General features: G+C 66.2%; 23 protein-coding genes. 11 read left to right on the forward strand and 12 right to left on the reverse strand.

What is annotated here, in order from left to right:
• Positions 1 to 234: 234 nt before the first annotated feature.
• The 6 genes from VG276_06180 to VG276_06205 form a co-directional block, all read right to left on the reverse strand.
• Positions 235 to 573: a hypothetical protein gene (locus VG276_06180; GenBank protein HEV8648989.1), complete on the reverse strand. Its 339-nt coding sequence runs from the start codon at positions 571 to 573 to the stop codon at positions 235 to 237.
• A gap of 247 nt (positions 574 to 820) precedes the next feature.
• Positions 821 to 1,477, reverse strand: coding sequence for an SEC-C metal-binding domain-containing protein (locus VG276_06185; protein HEV8648990.1), 657 nt, complete (start codon positions 1,475 to 1,477; stop codon positions 821 to 823).
• Entirely contained in the window at positions 1,474 to 3,549 is a 2,076-nt protein-coding gene (locus VG276_06190; protein HEV8648991.1) for a DNA-primase RepB domain-containing protein, read from the reverse strand. Before VG276_06190 ends, VG276_06185 begins: the two co-directional genes overlap by 4 nt.
• A 134-nt stretch (positions 3,550 to 3,683) precedes the next feature.
• Positions 3,684 to 3,938 carry a hypothetical protein gene (locus tag VG276_06195; protein HEV8648992.1) on the reverse strand — a complete coding sequence of 85 codons (255 nt, stop codon included), beginning with the start codon at positions 3,936 to 3,938 and terminating at the stop codon, positions 3,684 to 3,686.
• A gap of 646 nt (positions 3,939 to 4,584) precedes the next feature.
• Positions 4,585 to 4,893, reverse strand: coding sequence for a hypothetical protein (locus tag VG276_06200; GenBank protein ID HEV8648993.1), 309 nt, complete (start codon positions 4,891 to 4,893; stop codon positions 4,585 to 4,587).
• Positions 4,894 to 4,980: 87 nt separating this feature from the next.
• On the reverse strand, positions 4,981 to 5,346 hold the full coding sequence (locus tag VG276_06205) for a helix-turn-helix domain-containing protein (protein ID HEV8648994.1): 366 nt from the start codon (positions 5,344 to 5,346) through the stop codon (positions 4,981 to 4,983).
• A 115-nt stretch (positions 5,347 to 5,461) separates the two neighbouring features.
• Here VG276_06205 and VG276_06210 point away from each other — a divergent pair, with 115 nt between their 5' ends.
• Both VG276_06210 and VG276_06215 read left to right on the forward strand, forming a co-directional pair.
• The gene (locus VG276_06210) at positions 5,462 to 6,565 is read left to right on the forward strand and encodes a DUF3631 domain-containing protein (protein ID HEV8648995.1); all 1,104 of its coding nucleotides are present in this window, start codon (positions 5,462 to 5,464) and stop codon (positions 6,563 to 6,565) included.
• Positions 6,566 to 9,408: 2,843 nt separating this feature from the next.
• Positions 9,409 to 9,546 carry a hypothetical protein gene (locus tag VG276_06215; protein ID HEV8648996.1) on the forward strand — a complete coding sequence of 46 codons (138 nt, stop codon included), beginning with the start codon at positions 9,409 to 9,411 and terminating at the stop codon, positions 9,544 to 9,546.
• On the opposite strand, the gene VG276_06220 is transcribed toward VG276_06215, so the two are convergent.
• Together VG276_06220 and VG276_06225 are read right to left on the reverse strand one after the other, a co-directional pair.
• Positions 9,538 to 9,768: a hypothetical protein gene (locus VG276_06220; protein ID HEV8648997.1), complete on the reverse strand. Its 231-nt coding sequence runs from the start codon at positions 9,766 to 9,768 to the stop codon at positions 9,538 to 9,540. The two genes, VG276_06215 and VG276_06220, sit on opposite strands and share 9 nt — an antisense overlap.
• Positions 9,765 to 11,222 (reverse strand): recombinase family protein, encoded by a 1,458-nt coding sequence (locus VG276_06225; GenBank protein ID HEV8648998.1) that lies wholly within the window; start codon positions 11,220 to 11,222, stop codon positions 9,765 to 9,767. Before VG276_06225 ends, VG276_06220 begins: the two co-directional genes overlap by 4 nt.
• A 55-nt stretch (positions 11,223 to 11,277) precedes the next feature.
• On the opposite strand from VG276_06225, the gene VG276_06230 reads away from it, so the two are divergent.
• From VG276_06230 to VG276_06270, 9 genes are all read left to right on the forward strand, one after another.
• Complete coding sequence (locus VG276_06230; protein HEV8648999.1) at positions 11,278 to 12,054, forward strand: amidase family protein; 777 nt, start codon at positions 11,278 to 11,280, stop codon at positions 12,052 to 12,054.
• 66 nt (positions 12,055 to 12,120) lie between these two features.
• The gene (locus tag VG276_06235; protein ID HEV8649000.1) at positions 12,121 to 12,900 is read left to right on the forward strand and encodes a lysophospholipid acyltransferase family protein; all 780 of its coding nucleotides are present in this window, start codon (positions 12,121 to 12,123) and stop codon (positions 12,898 to 12,900) included.
• Between the two features lie 8 nt (positions 12,901 to 12,908).
• The gene (locus VG276_06240) at positions 12,909 to 13,832 is read left to right on the forward strand and encodes a CDP-archaeol synthase (GenBank protein ID HEV8649001.1); all 924 of its coding nucleotides are present in this window, start codon (positions 12,909 to 12,911) and stop codon (positions 13,830 to 13,832) included.
• A 209-nt stretch (positions 13,833 to 14,041) separates the two neighbouring features.
• A complete protein-coding gene (locus VG276_06245) occupies positions 14,042 to 15,346 on the forward strand; it encodes a PQQ-binding-like beta-propeller repeat protein (protein HEV8649002.1) in 1,305 nt (434 codons plus the stop codon).
• Between the two features lie 111 nt (positions 15,347 to 15,457).
• On the forward strand, positions 15,458 to 15,862 hold the full coding sequence (locus VG276_06250) for a secondary thiamine-phosphate synthase enzyme YjbQ (GenBank protein HEV8649003.1): 405 nt from the start codon (positions 15,458 to 15,460) through the stop codon (positions 15,860 to 15,862).
• 117 nt (positions 15,863 to 15,979) lie between these two features.
• Positions 15,980 to 16,192, forward strand: coding sequence for a hypothetical protein (locus VG276_06255; GenBank protein HEV8649004.1), 213 nt, complete (start codon positions 15,980 to 15,982; stop codon positions 16,190 to 16,192).
• A 265-nt stretch (positions 16,193 to 16,457) separates the two neighbouring features.
• Positions 16,458 to 16,904, forward strand: coding sequence for a hypothetical protein (locus tag VG276_06260; GenBank protein HEV8649005.1), 447 nt, complete (start codon positions 16,458 to 16,460; stop codon positions 16,902 to 16,904).
• A 192-nt stretch (positions 16,905 to 17,096) separates the two neighbouring features.
• A complete protein-coding gene (locus VG276_06265; GenBank protein ID HEV8649006.1) occupies positions 17,097 to 19,841 on the forward strand; it encodes a phosphoenolpyruvate carboxylase in 2,745 nt (914 codons plus the stop codon).
• 698 nt (positions 19,842 to 20,539) lie between these two features.
• A complete protein-coding gene (locus VG276_06270; GenBank protein HEV8649007.1) occupies positions 20,540 to 21,859 on the forward strand; it encodes a class II fumarate hydratase in 1,320 nt (439 codons plus the stop codon).
• Positions 21,860 to 22,212: 353 nt separating this feature from the next.
• Here VG276_06270 and VG276_06275 read toward each other — a convergent pair whose 3' ends face one another.
• The 4 genes from VG276_06275 to VG276_06290 form a co-directional block, all read right to left on the reverse strand.
• Positions 22,213 to 22,866: a hypothetical protein gene (locus tag VG276_06275; protein ID HEV8649008.1), complete on the reverse strand. Its 654-nt coding sequence runs from the start codon at positions 22,864 to 22,866 to the stop codon at positions 22,213 to 22,215.
• Positions 22,867 to 22,869: 3 nt separating this feature from the next.
• Complete coding sequence (locus VG276_06280) at positions 22,870 to 23,016, reverse strand: hypothetical protein (GenBank protein HEV8649009.1); 147 nt, start codon at positions 23,014 to 23,016, stop codon at positions 22,870 to 22,872.
• 126 nt (positions 23,017 to 23,142) lie between these two features.
• Positions 23,143 to 23,964 carry a PaaX family transcriptional regulator C-terminal domain-containing protein gene (locus tag VG276_06285; GenBank protein HEV8649010.1) on the reverse strand — a complete coding sequence of 274 codons (822 nt, stop codon included), beginning with the start codon at positions 23,962 to 23,964 and terminating at the stop codon, positions 23,143 to 23,145.
• Between the two features lie 142 nt (positions 23,965 to 24,106).
• Positions 24,107 to 24,898 (reverse strand): CoA-transferase, encoded by a 792-nt coding sequence (locus tag VG276_06290; protein ID HEV8649011.1) that lies wholly within the window; start codon positions 24,896 to 24,898, stop codon positions 24,107 to 24,109.
• Positions 24,899 to 24,938: the final 40 nt, after the last annotated feature.

Consider the following 24,938-nt stretch of genomic DNA (forward strand, 5'->3'; position numbering starts at 1 on the left):
TATTCGCTTAGTGGTGGATCGGACATTCCGGACAAGCGTAACCCGTTCCCGCCTGGGAACGACTTGCCCTAAACCCGCAGGTCAGAGGGCTGCTTTCGTAGTTGTTCCCTAGTACTTGGGCCGGGAACAAGTACCCGGCCCCAGCCCAGGACATTTGAAGTCGTTCCCGGCACGGGAACAGGTTCAATCTGGCCTCTGACCTGCAACGATGCGATCCCGGACGGCTACCTGTTCCTACCCGTTCCCGTCCTTGGGAACGACTTGGCGCCGAGGTCGAGCATCACGACGGTCCAGCTCCGTCGCAGCGAGCAAGCCGTCTTTGATGAGGTGGCAACCAAGCTCTTTGGCGCAGTCGGCATGGAGCAGGAGGACAAAACCACTGCCACGCCAATAGACAATGTTGTCCACGCAGAACAGCTCATGCTCTCCGGGTGGAGCTTTGTACTTCTTGCCATCAACCTCTTGAAGCTCCCCATAGCAGTAGAAACACTCTGTGGTGCTTTCGAATACCATCACCTTCAGGAAGTCGGCTGTATTTATCAACTCCGAGAGCGAGGCTTTCACAATTGCCACGTGCCGTCACCCCTCCTGTGGGTGGGATCGAGCCACCCGGTCTAGTTCTTTCCAACGCAGTGTGGGCATGCTAGGCCGGCAGCCGGGATATGCAGCGTGGCGTCAATTTCCGCCCAGCTCTGTGGTGGCCAGTGGCAGTCGCACTCATCCGGCTCAGTGTCTTCGTCGAACGGTTCACCGATATGGCCACAACCGCAGCACGGGTCGTCACGGCGAGGCATCTTGGTAAAGTCGATCCGGTACTCACTCATCCGCCTGCCCTTTCTTTGGTGGTGTTCAATGGCCTTCCGTGGCAGTGCTTGTATTTGCGGCCTGAGCCACAAAGGCAAAGCATATTGCGTCCGACTGGCACGACTTCATCGGCCGAGTCCCAAGCTAATTGACGATCCTCAGCCGAGCAGCGTGAACAGACGTGCCCATTAAGAAAGATCGTGCCGATGCCAAGCCCGCTTGGAGAAAGGAGTTCTGCGTCAGCACCGCAACGGTCGCATACATGATTCCAGCGGAAGGATTTTGCGGTTATGGTGTCTGCTATCTGTGGGAGACATGTGCGACACACGACAATGGGCGGGTCGCATTGCATGAACAGCGGGCGAGTGGTGTCGTAAACGTGCGCGCAGAGTGGCTCGATTCCAGCCGACTCGGCAGCTAAATACATGCGGGTAAAGGACCGACACTGGTGTTCGGCATTCTTATCATGCTGGGTGCCGTGCGCTTCATACGCCCAACGCATAGCACCACTCGATACGGCATGCCGTAGAAGACTGCCCGTCCAATCCATGCGCTCAGAGTGGGCGGCTTTTGTCTGCTCGCTCAGCCGCTCATCGTTGGGATCGACAAAATGCTCGGCCATCCACGCATCAACTTCGGCATCGGTAGGAAACCTTCGTGTACGTGTCGTCATGTGCGTTCTTTCCCTTCCTTTGGTGCTGGTCCTAGGACATACCGATCACGCCACACGTCTTGTCCGTTCTTATTCGGGAACGGTTGCGACTCAGCATGGATCTTTTGGGATGCCTCCAAGGCTTCAATGGTTTTGAGAGCATCTTCGTACTTACCGCCAGCCGCAGTAGCAAGAGCGGACTTTGTAAACTCGCCAGAGTGCTCGTTCACAAGCTTCAAAATCGTGGATGCAAGTACCGGCTTGAGTGTCGTCGTGCGCGAGACTTCCCAGGTAATATCTCCAACGTGCTCATTGAGCGTCATATCAAACGGGCCGATATCAAGGTTGAGCTTCCAGCTCAGTTCGCCCCAGTCTCGGCTGCCGATCTTGAGGACTAAATCAAAATGGCCATTTGCAACATCCTCCTCTGTGGGTGGAGTGTCATGCTTCACAAGGCACCAGCTACCGACGTGTTCTGTCATCCCGGCGCCGGTAAACCGCCGTAGGTTGAATCCGGAGCCCGTCTGGTTAAAGTGGTCATTGATAGCCAGCACGGCATTTGCTTCTGCGACTGGCGCATACAGGTCGGCCAAGCTTCCGCCCCGACCGACGAGATCGCTCGATTTCACGTTTCTGTCGGCATAAGCATACTGAGGATCAATGTGAACCAGACCAGGCGATTGCTCTAGGTCGTTTCGTAGTGTCTCCATAAATGGCTTGCTCGACTCGGAAACAACTTGGTAGTAAGAAAGGATCGGAAGGTCCTGTAACTCGGCAAGCGAAATCCCCATGCTGCGCGCGATGCGCACAAGCCGTCGCTTATCCGGTATGCGTCCGCCTTCACCAATATGGCGAATAACCGGACGTGCTTTCTGGACTTTAAACTCACCAAAGATTGCAATGCCGGCCGCAACGGAAACATCCAAGAACGCCCCGATATAGGATTTCAGCGTCTTTTCTTCCCCGCCAATCCCTAGAAAGCTAGGGATCGGGCAGAATGCTTCCGCCAGCCACTCGAACTTGTCAGGCTCGGCCAGTAGCTCTCTGACTGTCCATCCACGTAACCGAGGCGTAGTACCGTTGTCGCTGGTGTCTTTGGCATCGCTCGCTGTCTTTGGTGCCTCGTTGCAGTTGGCTTCCTCGCACGTCTGCTCGGGATGGGGATGCTTGCGGTTGGCTTCCTCGAACAGCCGCCGCAGCTCGCCCGGCCACCATGCCGGCCCTTTCTCAGCAATCCGGCCCATCGTCGGCGCGTGGCGTGTTTCGAGGAAGGTGCGTAACTGGCTGTCTGAGAATGCATGTTCTCGGGCGCGGTATGCAGCGTGTTGTGAGAGTTTGTGACGGTCGTATGCATCTGGGTTCTTGGCGAACTTGCCATCATCCGCCTGCTCGATACCAGCCAGCCACGTTGGCAGTGGATCAGGTAGTGGCGCAGGGTCCGGTAGCTCACTGGCGTCCTGGTGCTCACTGTCGTCGTGTGGCAGTTCTGGGTACGCCGTGAAGTCACTGGGCCGGTAGCGGCTCAATGGCCCTGTGAGGTCCGTGCGGACTTCTACGGTGGGCTTGTTTGGGTACTTGTGGTTCGGAGTGCCAGGCACACGCAAGAGCTGTGTGAGGTCCCAACCGCTGACATCGGCACCAACCGCCCTGTGGAAGTAGGCGATGCGCTTGCTGAGCTGTTCGACCTCGTCGGCGTCTTGCGGTTCATCAAACAACCACAGGGTTTGGTACCGGCCCGGACTTGTTTCTAACGCGATCGATGGTTTGACCAACAACTTGTCAGGGTGGCACTCGTCAAGGTCCGCCCATGCTGCCGTGACTTTTTTGGCAACGTTCTCTTTCACACGCCGTTTCTCGCTGAGTAGCTGAGCGCAGTAGTACAAATTGAAGTCTTGCGCATACTCAGCAATATAGTCGAGCGCATCATCCAGCTCTGTGGGACGATACTCAAAGTACTTCTCGTGGAAGTCATCACCGCGCTTCCTGGCAATATACAGATAGTCCGATGCCACCGAGCCGAACAGGTTACGGAAAAACCGTTCCTGTTCGCGCCGAATGTCAAGACTCGAAGGGGCAGTTTCAGTCGTAACCATAGACGCTCCTACTCTCACCAACACGAACAACAACGCACAGAATCGAGAGAAAGTGTGTGTTCGTGTGTCGAGAGAGGAGCGTGAGCGTTTTTTGTACCGGGGCCAGTTCCCTTCAAAACCGGCCGCGCTGTTCATTAGTTGAAGTACGTTACCGTCTCACGGAAGTCGGCGTACCATGCGAGCCGTTCGAAATTGGCTTCGCCACCTTTGGCGAAGAGGTACCAAGCGAGTGAGCAGTTGCACTCGTCTAAAAATGGGTCACCAGTCAGCCGCACAGACCAACAGCTCTCGGTTATGGCTTTCTTTGTGGCGAGCACGGCGATGACGCCCACGATCACCAAGAGTTCCTCACGGTCTGTTGCCGGGCGCCCGTAGAAGCGGTTCGCCACGGCAAGACCGTCGAGCGCGCCGATCCCGCGTCGGCACTCGTGCGAGATTGCAGCATGCAGTAATAAGAGTCTGTCCCACTCCTCCGCACTAAGCGGCCACCAGGTAGTTGCGGACACTGCTACGCTGTGTTTTTTCGCTGGTTGGCCAACCGGACTGCCCGCTCTCGGGCTAACCGAGCCGCGCGCCGCTTCCGTACCCGTTCGTCTCGCTCGGCCTTTGATTTGTCCCACCGTGCGATCATTTCGTCGTAACGGTTGAGTTCACTTCTGCCAAACTTTCCCTTTCCCATCGTTCACGTCCCCTTTCGTGTAGTGGCGCCGTTGGGATCTCAGCTTCCCGCGTACTACAGAGGCGCCGACGTGGTTCCCGCTTCCGCGTCGCTCAGAGGCGCCGTGTCCAACAAATTATCTCTCCGAGGGATGATACATATGCATTACAGCCTGTTGATCTGCTCCATTTTTCCTATCTTTTCTTCCACCCAATTTATGAAGTGCTCGATTTCTTTATATCCTTGACTATCGTAGGAATCAAGCATTTCTCTTAGATCAGATATTGTAATCTCTTCCATCTCTCCCATTCCTTTCTGTTGGTGGCGCCGTTCGACTACGAGCTTCCGAAACGTTTCAGGCGCCGTGTCGTTCTAGTTCATTCCGAGAACGCTAGCACTTCCTTGAGCGCTTCCTCCGCTAACTGAACTTGAGTGTTCGCTAACTGAACTTGAGTGTTGCAAAACTCCTTCAACTCTTCAAACGTCATTCGTAGCTCATCCTTGCAGAACTCGTCAAAGGTGGCCCACTCGAACGTTCCTTCTGTCATCGGCAGACGATACCGACGCCATCGGTCGCCTTTGATAATTTCGATGAGAAGCTCCGAGAATCGTCCGGAACCGCCGTCGAGTCGCACAGCGTTGAAGAGCGATAGGACTTTTTCTCCGTTATCACGCTCGGTATCCATTTCCCCTCCCTGTCGTTGGTGGGCGAGGGCTGCCGGTGGTTCGTCCGCCCCGGAGACTCCGACCGGCAGCCCATCGCCGTCCTGTCATTACTTCGCCGTTGCTGACTTGGTTGTCTCAAGCCAGGCATCAACGTCACGCTTGCGGTAGCGGATTTGCATTCCGACACGCATGAAGGGTGGGCCGAAATTCTTTTCCCGCCATGAGTCAACTGTGCGTGGCGAGACTCGGAGATATTCCGCCAGATCCCACCGCCCCATTAGGCGGTCGTCGTCGTCGGACACAGCCATTTCCACTATGGCCACTCCCTGTGGTCGGCCGAGCACACGGTCTCGGTGCCTTGCGGTCACCCCTAGTGTAGCGTACACTGATGCCAGATGCAAACCTTTGCAACTGCCCAGTTCGCCCGAACCCTTGACATCTATGCGATGGGGCGAAACGGACAAGCCGGCCATATGTTTTGATAATTAAATAGTGAGAGAACTGTATGACTATATGACTGTATGACGAGCCCAGGGAATTAAATTAATTGCAGAATAGAAACCATATGACAGAAAAAATGGAAGGAACATGACAGACGATCACGGCAGGATCCTCCACCCTGTTTCGGATGTTTCGGATGTTTCGGGTGATGGAGGTCCACAGCTCTCCGCCGACGAGGTGGCGCAACTCCTCAAAGATATCCGTGATGTACTACAGCGGTTCATCGTCCTGAAAGATGAGCAGCTCGACACGCTGCCACTATGGGTCGCACATACCTATATCTTCCAAGAGTTCGACGTTACCCCGTACCTCGCTATTATGAGCCCTACGAAACGCTCCGGTAAAACCAACCTACTGACTATCCTTGAGAAAATCTGCTATCAGCCGTTTGTTGTTGTCCATATGAGCACTGCCGCGCTGTACCGCTCAATTGACCAGCTACAGCCGACACTCCTGTTTGACGAACTGGACATGCAGAAAATGTCCAAGGTGTATCGCGGGATTTTGAACTCGGGCTACAAGCAAGGCGCTAACGTGGTGATGAGCCTAAATAGCAAGCCCACTCGGATTAGGACGTACTGCCCGAAGTCGTTTGCCTCCATCGGGCGAGCACTGTCAAGCACGCTAAGCGACCGCTCCATCGAAATCCATATGCGCCGAAAGCTGCGCCATGAGACTGTAGAGGACTTCGGCATCCGTGAACTAGCGGTCGCAACCGGCGGGTTAGAGGATCGTCTAGCGAACTTCGCAGCAGATTTTGTCTACCCCGAGACGAAGCCTAAGATGCCCGATACGCTGAACGACCGCGAGCGCGAACTGTGGCTACCGCTTTTCCATATCGCCACACTGGCCGGAGAGGGTTGGGAAACTCGTGCATGGAATGCTTGTGTGAAGCTGACAACGGAAGCGCGAACCGAAGAGGTAGATGATTCTGTGCTCCTGCTCGCCGACGTGAAAGCCGCCTTTGGAAAGAAGGACCGTTTATTCTCTGAGGACCTGGTTAAGCAAATGCTGAACCTGGAAGAGGCACAGTATGACGGACCTGCCACAGAGAGCAAAAAGGCACTAGCAACCGTTTTGGCACCCTTCCAAATACAACCTAAGGAAATTCGAATCGGCACAAAGACGAAGCGCGGCTACCGCCGGTCGGACTTCGCCGATGCCTTCCAGCGCTACCTAGAGGAGAAGTGACACAACCGAAACAACCGAAACACAGGGACGGGTGGGCGAGTGCTCACCCGTTCCTGTACCAACCACAGGAGGAGGCAGCCAATGAGCGTTACGGATACTAGGACTGAAGGATATGACTCGGCTGCAATCCGTAACGGCCGCCAAACCCACAGGTCAGATGCCGTTACAGTTAGGCAGTCCGAAGCTAATACAACGGCACCGAAAGCCGTAACGTGCCAGAAGTGCAGGGCTACCATCCCACCGGACAAGCCCGTTGTAATTGTTGACCGTCGCGGGCTTTCGTCTGGACTTCGGAACGGCCATCCGGTCTGTATCGACTGCGCGACCGCGAGCGCCTATCGCCTTCTCATTCCGTGGGCACGGACTCACCGCCCACGGACTGACTATGAGCATTACTGCCTACGGTGCCGCCGCGTTTTCTATGGGAGCGTCCATCGGCGCTACTGCTCGGACGAATGCGGCGAGTTAGAACGGCGAATGCGGCGAACTCCGAATCAGCCAAAGCCTGAACCTCGGCCGTGTGTTGGTTGCGGCGAGGGATTTGTCCCGTCCCGTTCGGATGCCGTCTACTGCTCGAACGCATGCCGACAGCGTGCCTACCGGCAGCGCAAGGGGTAACGGCACTACGCCAGCCAACCACGGTGCGAGGTAGGATCACGGCCACCGATGGACACGAAGAGAGGATGACCACGAATGTCAAAACCGGCCACCAACGCTGTTGTGGCGCTCGTAGCAATTGTGTTGATTGTGCTTGGGGTCAGAAGTGCAGCGAGCACACTGCATTGGTATGCGTGTACGCACAGTGGAGTTAGCGCCGTCCTGTTGTCGATCGACCATTTAGGCGCACCGCCATCGGTGGATGACTGCATCGCCTATAGACTCGCCAGTCCACCACCGACCACAGAAGACGTGCTGTGTGATGAGCCGGGCGAGTGTGGCACGGAGCCAGATCCAACGGCGACGTGGCCGTACCCAACCAGCACTGGACCCGACTACGGGAAGGTGTCATGTGCGGAGGGTGGGTGCGACAGTTCCGGCCCGTGCCACGGTCAACCGCCAGCGTCACACTTCACCTGCACTGATGAGCCGTAAAGGGTAACGGGAAGAAAGAATTGATGGAATTGCTGAGGATGCAGCGGTTGTCCGAATTCAAGAATTTAATTCGGACAAACGGTGCGACACCAGCCGATGACCGGATTGTCCCAAAAGACTGTTTCGAGGGTTAGTCAGGAGCGCCAGTTGGCGCTGCTGACTAACGGACAAGACGGACAACCCGGCCAGGAGACCCACCGCTCCGAGGCGGTGGGCTGAGCTGGGCGCTGACGCGCAGCTCGCGATGGTAGCTGTCCGATTTCGATACGTTTGGTCAGAAATGTCCGATAAGAATTCATCTCAGTGGACAAGGGACGCAATCGCGACACAGTTCTCAGTTTCGAGCCGTTTTGGCCGGTTTGACCAAGTTGGTGGGGTAACCTTCGACAGATCGGTCAGATCGGTCACTCGCACACCACCACGTCGCCGCGCCTCAGCGCGTGCCTCAAGCCCCTCGGCTTGGTCCTGATCGAGGTCTCGGCGCAGGGCGGCTTGGACCTGAAAGTGGCCGGGTCCCGGCCAAATCTTGGACGGTCATCCTCGACAGACTGTTTCGGATTGGGCACTGGCAGCAGAGGTATATAAGGCTATAACTCACCGGCCGGCCGGTAAGTTATCACTTACTATATCATAACCCACCCTGGCGACGAACATACGTTCGTTCGAAATCGAACACCTGAACCGGACCAGAAGCCAAAGCCCCAGGTCGCACCTGCAATGGTGGCCTTGCGCCAGCCCGCCTAGGGACTGAGACCTCCGGAGCTACCTCCCTACCCCCGACCCCTCGACGGGGCTCCTAGACCCTAGCCGCGGCCGGCGCAACGGCATGGTTGAGATCGCGGGCTTGCCACTCATTGGCCGGTTTGTCCGGTTGGTCACCGATTGGTGACCACTCGGTCAACTCGGACAACCAGAGTTCGAGCTGCGCGTCGGCGTGCAGCTCGACGTTCGGATTTGGCCCTCGGGGCCATTTCCAAACACCAGTTCGGATTTAGGTCACGCGACCGAAATCCAAACACCAGTTCGGAAAATCTTCACGTGAAGACAATTCGAACACCAGTTCGGAAATGTTTGGCGCCGAAGCTTTTCCAAACGTACGTTCGCTTGACCTGCTCTGACCTGCGGAACGACAAGTTACTGACGAGTAGCGCCATTCTGCGGGCGAGGTGGCGCCCAGGTCCTAGACCATGCGACCGCACCTGTGCGAGCCGCCACGGCGCTCCTGGGGGCCACGCTGGAACCGGGCAACGCATGAAAATGCAGCAATCGTCGCAACGCGCGGTGCCGGCCAATCCGGGCAGAACCTCAGCAGATTCTGCTGAGATTCTGCCCGATTTGTCTCGTACGGACCGTCAGACCCGTGCTCAGGCTGCCAAGGCGACCGGCTACAGGTACTCAGAGGTCGAGCCCACCGAGGGCGTCGGACATGGCCTCAGTCTGTAGCTGCGCGAGTTCTTTCAGGGCCATCTCGATCCGGTGCTGTACATTGTCAAGCTCGGCTCATTCTGCCTCCGCCCACCCTTGCAGTTGTGGAACGCGACTCGGGTCAAAGGTTCTGCCTGGCTTCGTGGACGGCATGACCACGATAGTCCCGAACATCATCTTCACGATGTTGCGTTGAGCGGTTCGGGCGGTTGCAACATCCGAAAGCGAGCGCTACCCTGCGCAAGGCGCAGGGCCGACCACAGGGGTAGCCCGCTCGACAGGTAATGGATACGAGACCCCATATTGGTTTCGTACGTGGAGTTTCCATGCCTGTTGCTGACGAAGATACCGCGCTTGCCGAGCGTGTGCGCGCTGAATGTGCCGAGCAGGGTATTCCCGAAAAAGTTGAAGACCCTGCCATCCTTGCCAACGTCTGGACGCTCGCGTTTGCTGGCTCAGAGTAAAGCGTCGAGGGTGTCGGTGATCTCGTCTCGGGCGCGCTCAATTGCTTCTGTGACCTCGGCCCACTGCTCACCACGCTCGCGTTGTGCGTCACCACGCTCGGACTCATCTTCGATGGCCTGAAGCTTCTCAGCGAATGTGTTGGCTTCGTTCTGTAGAAGTGCGAGTTCCTTGAGTGTGATGCGAAGCGAGTTCCTTAGTCGGCGCTCATCCCAAATGGTCATGCCTGCACTCCTGGCTTGTCACGGTACGTGATCTTGATGAGGTCCGGATTCGACTGTCCGGAACCAACCGGGCCGGACGGGTGAATGTCAACTCGCTCAATGAGCGCTGCCAGGATCGCCCGCTTGCGATCTAAGCTCAAGTCAGGCCAAACAGTCGGCAGGTTCGGCGGAATCCTCGTGAGCACGCGCGTCCCCTGCACCGTGCCAAGCTTGCCTCTCACGCGCTCCTGCGAACGTTCATACTCGCCACGCTTGCGCTTGGCCGTTGGTGGCGAGATCAACTCGTCGGCAATTTTGTCTTCAAGTCGGTCAATGAGTCCCTGTAGCCGCGCGAGTTCCGCATAGAGCGCGCTTGTTGGGTCGGCTGGTGTCTGGGCACCATTAGCAGCCTGCTCCGATGCCGTAGAATCCAACCGATAGAAGATGCGCTTCTCGACTTCGGTGTCAACAAAGCTGACCAGTCGCGTGAGTCGCGGCAGTCTGGCGTCCGGTGCCCAATTGTCACAGCGGTAGTACTTGGCATCGTCGCCGCCGTGGTAGTAGGCGCGCATCCTGTGGCCGCACACACCACAGTAGATGAGTCCCGTCAGCAAATACGCTGGGCCACGGCCACGGGTGACGACTCGTGAGGGATCAGTCAGCAGTCCAACAACTGCCTTCCAGTCGTCAACGTCAACGACTGGCTTCCATGTGGCCAGGTAGGTGTCGCCGTTGTGGACTCGTCGGCCGACAAGGGCCGGCGACATGACAACTCGGCGCAGTGATGCTCTTGTCCACTCGTCACCGGTTGCCGTTTTGATCTTGCGTGTATTCCAGTCTTGTACGATGCCGCGCACCGTGTCACCAGCGAGCAGGCGCCGGATCGCCTCACGGATCTGTTCTTGTTCCTCAAGGACTCGGCGCATTGGGACGGCGTTACCTGCAACGATGCTGCCGTCTTTGGCCTTCACCCACTTCTGAAAGCCGAAGTGTCGTGGGCTGCCCACGTGCGGTTGCCCGTTCTGTGCTGCCTGCAACCGCTGGCGCCGAAGACGCTTGGACATCTTCTCAACTTCCGCCTCCGCAAAGCGCACTTTGAAGTACCACATGGTGAGCTGGTCCGGATCGTCCAAGTCGTACTCGGCGTTGGGCGTGGCAACCCTGACGTTGTGCTCTCGGCAGATCTCGATAAACTCGGCAAGTTCAAGGATCTGCCGGTGCGCACGGTCTTCCATCCAACACACAACGATCTTTGGGCCGTCCGGCTTTTGGACGGCGTCAAGCAAGTCAGAATAGCCCTTGCGTTCTTTCTTGCTGAACCGGGATGCGGAAACCTTGTCAGTGAAGATGTCCTCGGGCGCCACCGTGCCGCCCATCCGATCAGCGATCTTCCTCCCGTCGTCGGCTTGGCGTTCCTGCCAGTCGTCGGTGTCCTTGCCCTTCGACATCCGACGGTAGATTGCTGCCCTGGTCATACCATCACCTTCCGGTTGCCGTTCGTCCTGGTCAGCACTGTAGCACAATGGCACGCTGGCCTGGTCCTGCGACCACGTCGGGCCGATCACCAGGGACGTGGCCGACGCCGCTGTGGCGTTCGCGGTGCTGGCTGGCCGGTCTCTGCCGCCGCCTGGCGGCCGGCGCGACGTGGCCGGGCTCCGCCTCGGCTGGCTGGTTGGGGAGGGGGTCGAGGCGGTCGACCCTGGGGTCGCGAGGGTCATGGGCGAGGTGCGCGCGCGCCTGGCCGCGGCCGGCGCCATGGTCGACGAGGTGCGGCTGCCGCTGCGCGCGGCCCGGGCCGCGGTCGGTGCAATCGTCCTTCCCGAGCTGGCCGCCGCCCATGCGCGCCTGCTCGCCGAGACCGGCGAGGAGGGCTATGGCCCGCCCGTGCTGGCCGCCATCCGGCTCGGCCAGGCCGCGCTGGCCAGCGAGTACCTCGCCGGCCTGCGCTACCGGGGCCGTTTCTCCGCCCTGGTCGAGGAGGCGCTGTCCGGACGCGACGCTCTGGTCCTGCCGACCGTCCCGGTCCCGGCTCCCCGTCACGAGGAGCACACGGTCGTGCTCGGTGGAGTGCGCGCCGGCGTCCAGGCCGCCCTCACCGCGCTGCCCGGCTCGTTCAACTGCTCCGGGTCCCCGGTGGTGTCGCTGCCCGCCGGTCTGGCCTCGCGCGCTGCAGACGAGGTGGCCGGCGGGATGCCGGTCGGCGTCTCCCTGGTCGGGCGGCTCGGCCGGGACGGCGAGCTGCTCGAGACGGCCGCCTCGGTCGAGGCGGTCCTGCCCGCGCTCGGCCTCCCGCCCGCTTGGGCGTAACTGCCCAGCCCGTTGCTGGTCTGGTTCAATGCGATCCATCGACGGCGGGCGGCGCGGGAGGGCGACGTGACGAACGACGGGGACGCGGACCAGACCGAGCCGGTCGAGGACCGGGACGAGAGCACCGAGGTCGTAGAGGTGGTGGAGGAGCGGCCGGTCCCGCGCACGTCGGCCCGTGGCCCGGTGGCGCCGGTCTCCTGGGCCCGGACGCCGCCGGCCAGGGCGGTCAGGAGCATCGTGCAGCGGGGCGTGCTGGTCCCGGTCCTTCGCTTCGTCGCGCCGTTCACGGTGATCGGCAAGCGGAACCTCGCGCAGCTCAAGGGGCCGGCGGTGTTCGTGGCCAACCACCAGAGCCACTTCGACGCCCCGGTCTGCCTGGCCGCGCTTGGCGGCCGGATCCGCCGCCGCCTGGTGATCGCGGCCGCGGCCGACTACTTCTACAGCTCGGCGGTGAAGGGCGCGGCTGCCTCGCTGGCGCTTGGCACGGTGCCCTTCATCCGCACCGGCGGCGGCAGCCGAGAATCCCTGTCGATGCTCAAGGACCTGGTCGGCAAGGGGTGGTCGGTGCTGATCTTCCCGTCGGGGACCCGGGGCACGGGCGCCAGCGGCTTCAAGAAGGGATTCGCCTACATCGCGGTCGACGCCCAGGTGCCGGTCGTCCCGCTCTACCTCCACGGGCTCGACCGGATCATGCCGAAGGGGTCCTTCGTGCCCCTGCCCGGCGGGGTCGCGGTCGGCATCGGCCCGCCCATCCCCCCTGGCGACGACTACGCCGAGCTGGTCCGTAAGGCCGAGGCGGGCGTGGCCGAGGCACAGGCGGTCGTCAAGCGCTGGGAAGGGGCGTAACCCGCCCGATGCCCCGCAACCCGTTCGACAACCCCCTGTTCGTCCCCGTCTTCCTCCGGGTCGTCCTGCTGATCGTCATCGGCCTGGCCGGCGTCCTGCTCGCCCAGCGCCGCTCGTTCACGGTGCTGCGCCGGTCCACCTTCTTCACCCGCACCCGCACCTGGTTCTGGATCGGCCCGCTGTTCCTGATCTGCGTGTACACCGGCGGGTTCGTGGCCTTCGTGCTGGCCACCTTCGTGGTCATCCAGGGCTTGTCCGAGTTCGTGCGCATGGCGGGCGTCGACCGCCGCTACGCGCTGCTGCTCATGCTCTGGTCGGAGGTCGGCCTGCTGGTGGCCGCCCTCGCGCGTGATTACTTCCTGCTGCTCCCGTTCCTGTTCTTCGTGCTGCTCACCCTGCTGCCGGTCATCACCGGCGAGATCACCGACGCCCGCCGGCAGCTCGGTGACACCCTGTTCGGCTACATCTGGATCGGGCTGCCCATGGCCTACATCGCGTTCGTCAAAGCGGCCCAGCCGTGGGGGCTCGACTTCCTCGTCATCGTGGCGGTGTCGGTGGCCACGTCCGACATCGCCGCCTACGCGGTCGGGGCGGCCCTCAAGGGACCCAAGATGATCCCGAGCATCAACCCGACCAAGACGTGGTCGGGGGCGCTCGGCAACCTGCTCGGAGCGACCGTCGGGGTCGCCCTGCTCGCCATCGCGATCCCCGACGAGTGGACCGTCGCCGGCGTGGTTGCGCTCGTCCTCACGATCGCGGTGGGCTGCGCCTGGGGCGACGTCACCGAGAGCTTCGTCAAGCGCACGTTCCGGGCGGAGAGCTCCAGCATGATGTTCGGCTTCGGGGGCATCCTGGACCGGGTCGACTCGCTGCTCATCGCCCTCCCCTTGTCCTATTACGCCCTCATCCTGGCCAACCAGGTATTCGGGTGAGCGCTTGCCGGGGAAGGCGGGCGCTGCCGGGGAAGGCGGGCGCTTGCCGGGGACGCGAGCCGATCCCGGGTGGGCACTTGACCTGCTGGCTACGAGCGGGCAGATTCGTCGCGGGAGCCCGCCGGCCGGGCGGGTCCTGACGGGAGCGCCACCGCTTGGCGGCGCTCGTGCCGGCCAGAGCGTCGGCTGGGTCCAGATGGGGTGGCGCCGTGCATCATCCGCGCAGGCCGTCCGCGCGCTGCCTGGGCCTGACCGTCCTGCTGGCCGTCCTACTGGCGGCCTGCGCCCAGCGGGTGGGCCCGGCCGCCGAGGGCCGGACCCCGGTGCGGGGAGGCGCCAGCGCGTCCCGGGACCCGTCGTGCGTGTCGACCCTCCGCTTCGACCAGGCCGGCACGGCCAGGTCGAGCGCGAGGCTCCCAGGGGCCGCGTGGCGGGTCAACGGCGAGCTGCCGGTGACCATCCCGGTGACCTCGGAGGGGGCCGTCTACGGCGGCACCAGCGGGATCCTGCCCGACCAGGGCTGCGTCTTCGCGGCCGACGCGCACACGGGCCGGCTGCGGTGGTCCACCGGGGGCGGGATCAGCCCCGGGACCTGGCCGCTGGTCGCCGGCGACCGGGTCATCGCCGCGCTGGAAGGCGGCGACCTGGTCGCGCTCGACGCCCGGACCGGCGCCGTCCGCTGGATCATCGAGACCGGCGGCCTCTGGGAGGTCGGGCCCCTCCTGGCGGGCGGCCTGCTGTACGCGGCGCCCAGCGCGGGGGTGCTGGCTGTCGATCCGGCCTCCGGGCGGCCACGCTGGCAGATGCGCGGCCCGGTCGGGGCGATGATCGCTGACCGGGACGGCGTGCTGGTGAGCTGGCTCGGGTCCTCCGGGTCGGTGACCAGCTCCCTCGACCCGGTCACCGGCCGGGAGCGCTGGCGCGCCCCGCTCGACCGGGCCGGCACGAAGGTGGTCGCCCGGGCGTCCGGTACGGTCGTGCTCCGTGGCCAGCCCAACGTGCTGTACGGCCTGGAGTCGGGGACCGGGCGCCGGTTGTGGCGGCTGGACGTGCCCGGCGGCGGCTCGACGCCGGTGGCCGCCGCCCGCGGCCGGGTGCTGCTCCGCTCCGACGACGGCAACGCCTACGCCGTGGACGCAAGGACCGGGCGGGTGGCGTGGCGGACGGCGGTCGGGTTCGGCGACGACCAGGAGCCCCCCGTGGTGGACGGCACAACCGTCTACCTCGGCGGCTCCTCCGCGATCACGAGCTATCTCTGGGCCCTCGACGTCGACACCGGCCGGGTGCGGTGGCGCCTGGACACCGAGGCGCCGGTCGGGACCCGGCCGCTGGTGTACGGCGAGCTGGTGCTGGCCGGTGACGCCGCCACCTGGGTGTACGCGGTTGACCGGCGCACGGGCCGGCTGCGCCACCAGTATGCCGCCGGCGGTGTCGTGGACCAGCGGCTCACCGTCGACCAGGGCTGGCTGTTCGCCCGCGTAGACGGCAAGGGGCTCACCGGCATCCCGATGTAGGGCGGCCCGCGGCCCGCCGCCCGCCGCCCGCCGACCGGCAGCCCGCGCGCGCTGGTACGATCGCGCCGCCCGTTCGGCAGGACCCGCACTTCCCCGCAGCCGGAGGCGACCATGAAGAGCGTCGAGCTCGAGGTCGAGAGCAGGGGCAGGCATGTGCTCGATCTGACCGACCGGGTGGCCGCGTTCGCCGCCGACGTGGGCGGGGACGGGTTGCTGCACGTGTTCGTTCCCCACGCCACCGCCGGTCTGGTCGTGATGGAGACCGGGGCGGGCTCAGAGGAGGACCTTGAGGAGGCGCTCGGCCGCCTGCTGCCCAGGGACGACCGTTACGTCCACCGGCACGGCAGCCGCGGGCACGGCGCCGACCATCTGCTCCCGCTGCTGGCCGGCCCCTCGCTGGGCGTGCCGGTGCAGGGCGGCCGGCTCACCCTGGGCACCTGGCAACGGATCTGCCTGCTCGACCTCAACGACGACAACCCGAGGCGCAGGGTACGGCTGTCCTTCCTGGCTGGGTAGCCGGCCCGGGCTTCGGGGTAGCCGGGCCCGGGAGCCGCGTCGCATGGCCGTGCGATACTTCCCCCGCCGTGGGCCGGTCCCGGCCTCGGCGTCGACAGCGCGGAAAGGATCGCGGCGATGACCGCTCCCGAGCAGCACGAGATGATCTTGGAGGAGCGCCAGGCGTCCGGCGCCGAGGTGTGGTGGTGTCCGACCTGCGGCCGGCGCATGGTCCTGCGCTGGTTGCCCACGTACGAGAAGCTGGTCCTGTCCAGAGGCCACGAGCACGCCCTGCACGTCGGTGGCACCGGCGGCCTCTCCATGCGCGGGGTCGTGGCAGCCCCCGCGTAGTGGCGACCCGGCAAGGCCTTGCCGGTCGGCGCCGGGCTCCCATGTGGCGACCCGGCAAGGCCTGCCCGGTTGGCGCGGGCTCCCGTGGCATCCCGGGCCGGGGTTTGTGCCCGAGGATGTATCAGCGCAAGCCCTACGCGGCTCTGATGGGGTGCCGCCGCGCTGACCAACCGACTGGGCCCGTCGACTGGAGCGCGGCCCGGTGGCCACCGAGCGCCACCGGGGACCAGCGTCCGGCACAGCGCAAGTCGAAAGGAGCTGCGCATTGGCTGACACAGCCTTCGAGGTCCCGGACCCGGCGCACCTGAGCGGGAAGATGACCGTCGAGGTCTTCGACCCCGAGGACCCGAACACGCCGGTCAACATCATCGAGACCGACGACCCCTGGTACATCCTGGTCAAGTGGGAGCTGGACGGGATCGTGGCTCCCTACGTGGGGGGCACCTTCCACGTGCGTGCGTTCCTGGACGACGCGGACGGCGTGGCTGCCTCCTCCGGTCAGGTCGGCGCCACCCAGGACGTCCCTGCGGGCCCGTTCGTGCTGCCACTTCCCCGCCGGTATCAGGCCAGGATCGACGTCGCCGCCGGCGCCGTGCAGCCCGGCCTCTACCAGCTCGTCACATCCATCAACTACGACAACGGCCAGAAGCTGTCGCTGGCAGCCTTCGCTGAGACCGGCATCATGCAGTTCTACGTGAAGGACGACGCCTGAGCAGCAGCTCCGAAGTCCTGCTCGTACCTTGACGGGGAGGCCTTGGTCGCTGACCTCGGTTACGAGCGGAACTTCTGGTGACGTGCCCGGCCGGGACACGGCCCGGCCGACGCCATCCGAGTCTGGCCTCACTCGACCCTGGCCCCCGCCGGCCCGCCGGCGGGGGCCAGCACGCGTCCGTACCATCTGCGCATGACCACCAACCCGATCGAGCTGGCGCGCGGTCGCCGGTCAGAGTCGCGCGACGAGATGCCCGAGCCCCTCCGGCGGGACGTGGGGCTGCTCGGCCGCCTGCTCGGGCGCGTCCTCGAAGAGGCGGGCGGCCCCGGCTTGCTGGCCGACGTCGAGGCGCTGCGCCGGGCCACGATCGCGCTGCGGGTGGCCGGGGACGCCACCGAGACGCGCCGGGACCGCCAGCGCGTGGTCGACCTGGTCGCCGGCTTCGACCTGGCCCGGGCCGAGTCGGTGGCGCGCGCCTTCACGGTCTACTTCCAGCTGGTGAACCTGGCCGAGGAGCGGCAGCGCGTCCGCACCCTGCGCGAGCGCAGCCGGGGAGCCGGCGCGGTGTCGGAGTCGTTTGCGGCCGCGGTCGAGGAGGTCCGCGCCGCCGAGGGCGAGGAGGGGCTGGCGGCGCTGCTCGACCGGCTCGAGGTGGCGCCCGTGCTGACCGCCCACCCGACCGAGGCGCGGCGCCGGGCCGTGGTGGATGCCCTGCTGCGGATCGGTACCCAGGTCGACCGGCTGGACGACCCGAGGCTGTCAGCCTCCGAGCTGGCCGACGTGGAGCGCCGGCTGCTCGAGGAGATCACCATCCTGTGGCGCACCGACCAGCTCCGGCGCGAACCGCCAACCCCGCTCGACGAGGTGCGCACGGTGATGGCGGTGTTCGACCAGACACTGTTCCGCCTGGTGCCCGCCGTGTACCGGGAGCTGGAGCGGGCGCTGGCCGGGGACGCGACCGGCACCGGCCCGCCCGCCTTCCGCCCCTTCCTGCGCTGGGGGAGCTGGGTCGGCGGCGACCGGGACGGCAACCCCAACGTCACCGCCGAGGTGACCAGCGCGGTCATGGCCGTCCAGGCCGACCACGTCCTGCGCGGCCTCGAAGCGGTGGCGCGCCGCGTCGGCCGCTCGCTCACCGTCGCGGCCGGGTCGACCCCTGCGTCGGCGGAGCTGGCCGCCTCCCTCGCCCGCGACGAGGCCGCCTTCCCGGAGCTGGCCGCGGCCGCCCGCGAGCGCTCGCCGGAGGAGCCGCACCGGCGCAAGCTCCTGCTGGTGGCCGAGCGGCTGGCCGCGACCCGGCTCGCGCTCGCCGGGGAGCGCGCCGCCGGCGGCTACCCGGACCCGGGCCACCTCCTCGCCGACCTGCGCCGCGTCCAGGGCTCGCTGGCCGCAGCCGGCGCCCGTCGGCTCGCCTTCGGCGAGCTCCAGCACCTGGTCTGGCAGGCGGAGACGTTCGGGTTCCACCTGGCCGCCCTGGAGGTCCGCCAGCACGCGTCGGTGCACGCCGAGGTGCTCGAAGGGCTCCTTCCCGGCTCGAGCGGCGACCCGGTCCTGCTCGACCAGCTCGCCACCGGGGACTGGCCGGCAGGCAGGCCGGCCGGTTCCCCGGCGGCCGCCGAGACGCTCGCCACGCTGCGGGCGGTCGCCGCGATCCAGGCCCGCTACGGCGCCGACGCCTGCCGGCGCTACGTGGTCAGCTTCAGCCGGTCAGCCGCCGACCTGGTGGCGGTGCGCGCCCTTGCCCGGCTGGCGGTCCCCGACGGGTCGCTCGAGCTCGACGTCGTCCCGCTGTTCGAGTCCCGCGCCGACCTGGAGGCGGCCCCCTCGGTGCTGGACGCCTGGGTCGCGCTGCCGGGGACCTCGGCGTGGTTGGAGGGCCGGGACCGGCGCCTCGAGGTCATGCTCGGCTACTCCGACTCGGCCAAGGACGCCGGCTTCCTCGCCGCCAACCTGGCCCTGTACCAGGCCCAGGCCGCGCTCACGGCGTGGGCGGCCCGGAACCGGGTCGATCTCACCCTGTTCCACGGCCGGGGCGGGGCGCTCGGACGCGGCGGCGGCCCGGCCAGCCGGGCCGTGCGCGGGCAGGCGCCGGGGTCGGTGGCCGGACGGTTCAAGGTCACCGAGCAGGGCGAGGTGATCTTCGCCCGCTACGGCACCCCGGCGATCGGGCGCCGCCACCTCGAGCAGGTGACCAACGCGGTCATGGTCGCCTCGACCCCGCGGGCCGAGGCGGCGCTGCGCGAGCGCGAGGAGCGCTTCGCCCCGGCGGCGGCGCGCATGGCCCGCGCGGCCGAGGCGGCATACCGGGACCTGGTCGAACGGGAGGGCTTCGCGGAGTTCTTCGCCAGGGTCAGCCCGGTCGAGGAGCTGAGCGGCCTGCGCATCGGCTCGCGCCCGGCCCGGCGCGACGCCCGGCGCGACCTCGCGTCGCTGCGCGCGATCCCGTGGGCGTTCGCCTGGAGCCAGAACCGCTGCAACCTGCCCGGCTGGTACGGCCTGGGCGCGGGCCTGGACGCGGTCGCCGCCGAGCCGGGCGGCCCGGAGACGCTCGCCGCGATGTATGCCGGCTGGCCGTTCTTCACCTCGCTGATCGAGAACGCCGAGATGAGCCTGGCCAAGGCCGACCCGCTGATCGCCGAGCTGTACCTCGCGCTCGGGGAGCGTCCCGACCTGGCCGCCGCGATCCGCCAGGAGCTCCAGCGCACCCGCGCGCTGGTCGCGCGGGTCACCGGTCACGACCGCCTGCTCGGCAACCGGCCGGTGCTGCGCCGCGCCGTGGACCTGCGCAACCCCTACGTCGATGCGCTCTCGTTCATCCAGGTTCGCTTCCTGGCCGAGCTGCGCGCGGGCCCGGCGCCCGCCGACCGTGACCGGATCGCGAGTCTGGTCCTGCTCACGGTGAACGGCGTTGCGGCCGGGCTGCAGAACACGGGTTGACCGGCACGACTGCCGCCGCCCCTGCCTGACCTGATCCCACCGCATTTTCCATAGCCCTGCTCGGCAGATATACGTATAAAAAGATCGCGAGCGTTCGGGACGGGTTTTGCCCCCCATCCAGCCGCACGCTCGCACAATGCCCACTGTCCTTGCGATTTGCATTTTCATATCGTTTTGGGCAAAGCTTGGCGTACGCCAACGGAAGTCTCCCCCCCCCGGGCGGTCCTCCCAGTCGCCTGGAGACCGAAGGAGGCGTATGAGCTGCACCGTGTCCTCCCAGGTGCGGAGTCACCCGGCGCTGCACGCTATATTTCGGTCCGCCGCTCCCCCCGGCGGCGGACCGAAATGGCGACCACGGGAGCGCAACATCGGAAAGGGAATCAGCAACATGACGTACGGATCGACGGCGACCAACCGGTCCGAATCGACCACCTGGTCGTAGCGGGCCGGGGCGGCCCGGCGCCCGGTGTGATGTCCCGGCGTCGGTCGCCAGACCACGAGCCGCCCAGGCTCGCGGCTCTCCGGCTTCCCCTGGAAGAGGCGGCGCGTCACGGCCGCCTCTTCCTCGTTGCCGGGAAGCCAGCCGGCCGGTCAAGCATCCCGTTTCGGGGGGATTGCGTGGTCGCCGGGGTCGCCACTAGGTCCACGACCGGACCGCCGGTAGCATGCCGGTGATCGGTCGGGACGAGGAGGTCGCGATGGCGCAGCTGTGGAAGGGCGAGACCGAAAAGGCGATCCGGAACTTCCCCATCTCCGGCGAGCGCGTCCCCATCCAGGTCATCCACATGCTCGCCCGGGTCAAGGCCGAGGCGGCCCGGGTCAACGCCGAGCTGGGCGCGCTCGACGCCGCGCGGGCCGAGCGGATCGCCGCCGCCGCCGAGTCGGTCGCAGGCGGCGAGCACGACGACCAGTTCCCGGTCGACGTGTTCCAGACAGGCTCAGGCACCTCGACCAACATGAACGTCAACGAGGTGGTGGCCAGCTTGGCCGGCGAGGACGTGCATCCCAACGACCACGTCAACCTGGGCCAGTCGTCCAACGACACCTTCCCGACCGCCGTGCACCTGGCCGCGCTCCACGCCGCCCGCAACGACCTCCTGCCCGCCCTGCGCACCCTGCAGCGGTCGCTCGAGCGCAAGGCAGCCGAGCTGGCCGGCGTGGTCAAGCCCGGGCGCACCCACCTGATGGACGCCGTCCCGGTCACCCTCGGCCAGGAGCTGGCCGGGTATGCCGCCCAGATCAGCGAGGGCGCCGCCCGGGTCGAGGACGCGCTGCCCCGGGTCGGCAAGCTGCCTCTGGGCGGCACGGCCGTCGGCACCGGCCTGAACGCCCATCCAGAGTTCGCCGCCCGCGTCCGCGACCGCGTGGCTGCCGTGCTGGACCTGCGGCTCGCGCCCCCGGCCCACCCGTTCGAGGCCCAGGGCGCCCGTGACGCGCTCGTCGAGCTGAGCGGAGCGCTCAAGACGGTCGCGGTCAGCTGCACCAAGATCGCCAACGACATCCGCTGGATGGGCTCGGGACCCCGGGCCGGGCTGGGCGAGCTGTTCCTGCCCGAGCTGCAGAAGGGCTCCTCGATCATGCCGGGCAAGGTGAACCCGGTCCTCTGCGAGGTCCTGACCCAGGTGTCGGCCCAGGTGATCGGGAACGACGCCGCGATCACCGTCGGCGGGCTGTCCGGGGCCTTCGAGCTCAACGTCTACGTCCCGCTCATGGCCCGGAACCTGCTCCAGTCGATCACCTACCTGGCCACCGCCTGCCGGGAGTTCGCCACCAGGTGCATCGACGGCATCGAGGCCAACCGGGAACGCACCCAGGAGCTGGTCGAGTCCACCCTGGTCCCCGTGACCGCCCTGAACCCGGTGGTGGGCTACGACGAGGCGGCCGCGATCGCCAAGGAGGCGGCCGCCTCGGGCCGGTCTCTGCGCGAGGTCGCGCTCACCCGCGGCGTCGACGAGCAGACCCTGGACAAGGCCCTGGACCTGCGGGCCATGGCCCGCGGGAACGGCTTCGCCGGCTAGGGTGTGGCCGCTGGATGTCGCCGGCAGCTCATCAGCCGGCGATCCTCGGTCGAGGTGGGGGAACTCGCTCTGGCGTGGTGTGCCCGACCGGCGGTCCTCTGTCGATGTGGGGGGGAGCTCGCTCCCCCCACGGCCCCCCAACGGCGCCTGTGCCATGGCCCGGGGGATCCCGAAGGGCGCCGATGCCGTGGCCGGGTGGATCCCGCCGCCACGGCCCCCCAAGAGCGCCTGTGCCATGGCCCGAGGGATCCCCAGAGCGGGCAAGGTGCGGCCATGGAGATCCCGGGCAGGGTGCGGCCATGGAGATCCTGGTCACCGGGCCGCTGCCCGGAGCCCGGCACGCGCCCAACCGCTCAGGCGCCGACCTTGGTCCTGATGGCCGCGGCGGCCCTGTTGATGTTTCGCAGGTTGTGGGGGTGCGAGCCACCGTCGTTGGTGCCGGGGTCCCCCTCGATCATGATGCTCAGGGCGTTCTGGAGCTCCTCGCGGAGGACCTCGCGCACCGCCGTCTTGAGCTCGTCCTTGGTTGCCATCTCATCCCAACCTTTCCGCACGACGGGGTCGACTGAGCCGATGAGGACGGTCGCCGGTGGGCCGCCGAGCCAGGACCCGGTGTCGGTCTCCGCCGCGCGCGAGTGCATGATCGAAACGTGCAGGTGGTGGTTGTGCGGGTTCTGGCCGTTGTACCTGCGCCATCGCCATGGGCTCGGCCCGCCGCTCCCGCTCATGATGCGACGGTTCCAGATGACGTAGGAGACCCGCGGGTCGTGGCTTGCCTGGAGCTTCCCGGCCAGCCAGTTGCAGTCAAGCCCGCCGGCTGGGTCGTGGGTCAAGTCAACCGCCCGGACCACCCCACCCGCGCCCCAGTCCGGGTTGTGATCGGACTTGCGGCGCTTGTGGCTGCTGTCGCCGACGGTGCCGTCGCTCTGCTTGCGGCGGCCGGGTGCGGCACGGTTGACCTCGGCGAACAGCGCGCGCAGGGAGGGAGCGAGGTACCAGTTCGCCACGGCTCATCCCTCCTCGTCGGGAAGCTCCGCGCCAGCCTGCCCCTCGGGGTCGTCGTCCTCGGCCGCCCCCTTGGCGACCGGCTGCGGGTTGTCGTCCCGGTCGGTCTCGGTCGGCCCGTCGTAGGGGGTGATCCGGTCGTCGTCGGTCATGACATTCCCGCCTCCACCATGAGCGTTGAGCGTTCGTGGCTCTTGAGCGTCAGAGCAGGATGCAGCCCCGCGTGATACGCCGGTCTGCCCGTGATACGCCGATCTCTGCCGGAGCTGTGCCGCCTGCTACTCGCGGTTGCCGGAGCGGAACCAGGCGGTGGCCGGGGCGGCCCACTCGGCGTGGCGGCGGCGGAACACTTCGCTGGCCTCGACCCCGCGCCAGCCAGCTGGCAGGAACCGCTCGGGCAGGCCAGGATCCAGGAACGGGAACTTCCGCCACTCGTGGACCAGGCGGGTCTGGGCGACGAACGCGTCCTCGGCGCACGGGCCCAGCTGCCGGCGGCCGAACGCGTCGGCGAACGCCCCGTAGTGGCGCTCCAGCCGGTCGAGCCTGCCCCAGGCGCTCGCTACCAGCTCACGTTCCTCGCCGATGCTGCCGTGGCGGGCCACGAACGAGGCGGCCTGGACCCCGGGGCCGAGGTCCTCGACGGCCAGCAGCGCCTCCCGCTCCCGCCCCAGGTGCGGGGTGATCCAGGTCCCCTGGCCCAGGGAGCCGAACCCGGCCCAGGCCAGCCGGGTCCGGACCCGGTGCCGGTCGTCGCGCCGGCCTTCGGGGACGCTCACCATCACCAGCAGCCAGCGGCCGTCCCAGTCGGTGGTGATGCCCTGGAAGCCGTAGATGCGCTCCCGGCCCCGGATCAGCAGGTCGCGGGTTGGCGGGGTGAGCAGCCAGCGGGTCCGGCGGCCGACCCGGTCCCGGGCCAGCCACCCCTCGGCGGCGCTGCGGGTGACCGCCTGGCGGGCGGCCGGGCCGCCCACGCCGAGGGCGGCCAGCCCGCGCAGCAGCGCCCCGGTCCAGACCGGCTCGCCCAGGTCGAGCATGTACTCCCCGAGGACGGTGAGCAGCAGCGAGCGGGCGGCCGGCTCCCCGACCGACCGCCGCCGCAACAGGGGGTCCGGGGGGCTCAGGCCTGGCCTCCCGGTGGGATCGGGGGGTCCGGGGGGCCCAAGGCTGGCCCTCCGGAGGGACCGGGGGTCTGGGGGGGCCAGCTCGCGCCTTGCCGCAGGGTCCGGGGCCTTCCGGTCGGGTTCATGCATCGGCGGTCCAGACCCGTTGCGGGTCGAGCCACCGGAGGGCGACGAGCGCCTGGGGAGTGGGTGGCTCGGTCTCGGGCACCGCGTCCGGGCCGGTCTCTGGCCAGGTCCAGGGCGTGGCCGCGACGACTCCGTCCCGGGTCTCCCCTGGGTGGACGGAGACGAGCTGGAACGCGCCGCTGTCTCCGGTCGCCCGCAGCACCGCCCGGGTCGTGATCAGGGTCACCGACTCGCAAGCCGGCAGGCCGACCCGCTCCCGCCAGCCCGGCCCGTCGCCGTAGCCGGGGCTGGTCAGGTGGTCCACCCGAGCGACGAAGCGCCTGGGCTCGTGGGCCATGACCACGAGCAGGCGCCGGGCCGCCGAAGCGATGTCACAGCCGCCGCCGCTGCCGGGCAGCCGCAGGCAGGGAGTCGCGCCGCCCGAGGACCCGGCCGGGCCGATCCTGGTCGTGTTCAGGTTGGCGTGCCGGTCGATCTGGGCGCCGCCGATGAAGCCGGCGTCGACCCGGCCGGCGGCCAGCCACACCATCACGGTCCGCATCGGGCCCGTCCACAGCGCTCCGTCGAGGTTGGCAGGGTCGCTCATGGTGACCACCGTGCCCGTGGGCGGGGTGTCGCGCACCACTCCGTTCTCGAACAGCCCCAGCGCGCCGGGCGCGTGCGTGGCCTTGGCCAGCGCGAACGCGAGCAGCGGCAGCCGCATGCCGACGAAGACGACGTCGCCGTCGTGGAGCTCCCGGGCCGCGCAGGCGACCATCAGCTCCCGGGTCGTCCAGCGGTCAGGCATCGCCGCCCTCCTCGCGGAGCAGGGCCAGGTAGCCGCGCCG

The sequence above is a fragment of the Actinomycetes bacterium genome (genome assembly GCA_036000965.1).
Taxonomy (GTDB): domain Bacteria; phylum Actinomycetota; class CALGFH01; order CALGFH01; family CALGFH01; genus DASYUT01.